Raw genomic sequence first — 1,123 nt, forward strand, 5'->3', positions numbered from 1 at the left:
TGGTTCGTGGGATGGGGTCGTTTTTCAAGGGGTGTGAGCATCCGCGGTCGCGGTGGTCGAAGTGCCCGCACCCGTACAGGGTCCGCTATCGGTCGGCAGCCGGGCGGCAGGTGGAGGAGTCCGGTTTTGCGACCCAGGACAAGGCGATCGCGCGTTTGACGGAGGTCTACAACGCGAAGAAGGCCGCGCCGCGGGGACAGGCGAAGGCGGAACGGATCGCCCGATACGGGGTCATGCGGTTCGAGGAATACGCCGGCGAGTGGAAGGCGGGGCAGCGGGATCTGGGGCCGGCGTCGGTGGTGCACCTGGACTCTTTGCTGAACATCCACCTGCTGCCCCTGCTGGGCAGTCGCCGGATGAACACGTTCGACCACAAGGTCGTCGAGTCGTTCCTCCAGACGCTGGAACGCAACGGCATCGGCCTGGCAGCGCAGGCAAACGCCTTCGACAAGCTCAAGGCGATCCTGCTGGACGCGAACCGGCTGGGCCTGTTCGACGACAACCCGGTCGCCGGCATCAAGCCTCCGCAGTACGACCCTCAGCGGGTGGTGATCCCCACGCCCGCCCAACTGGCTCAGATACGCACCGCTGGTGACGACAGTTTCCTGTTGGTCGCTGATCTGATGAGCGGTTGCGGTATGCGTAACGGCGAGGCGTTCGCGGTCAACGTCAACAACATTGTCGCCGACGACATCTACCGCATTACCGAGCAGGTCAACCGGACCACCTGCCAGTACGAGCGGCTCAAGCACCGCAAGCCGGGCGAGTACCGCGATGTGCCCCTGCCGGCCTGGGTGCGACAGAGCATCGAGTGGTACGCAGACAAGCACGGCACCGTCGATGGGTACCTGCTACGCCACCCCGGCGACCCCACCCGCACATTCCCGCATTACCACATCGCCAACCAGTGGAAGCGGATCAAGAAGGCCGGCGAGACCGACATCCCCGACGGCATGGTCGTCTACGGAATGCGGCACTTCTTCGCTTCCAACTGCCTCACCCACGGCATCCCCATCACCGACGTCGCCGAGTGGATGGGCCACAAGACCATCGAAATCACTTTCAAGATCTACCGCCACCTCATGCCCGGCTCCATCAGTAAAGCCGCCAAGATCATCAACCT

General features: G+C 63.8%; 1 protein-coding gene. It reads left to right on the forward strand.

Annotated elements, in window-relative coordinates; genetic code table 11:
- Positions 1-11: 11 nt before the first annotated feature.
- Positions 12-1,123 (forward strand): tyrosine-type recombinase/integrase (locus IG94_RS0137955; protein WP_031048698.1); only part of this gene is annotated, 1,112 nt, incomplete at its 3' end.

Source organism: Streptomyces olivaceus (assembly GCF_000721235.1).
GTDB classification, from domain to species: domain Bacteria; phylum Actinomycetota; class Actinomycetes; order Streptomycetales; family Streptomycetaceae; genus Streptomyces; species Streptomyces olivaceus.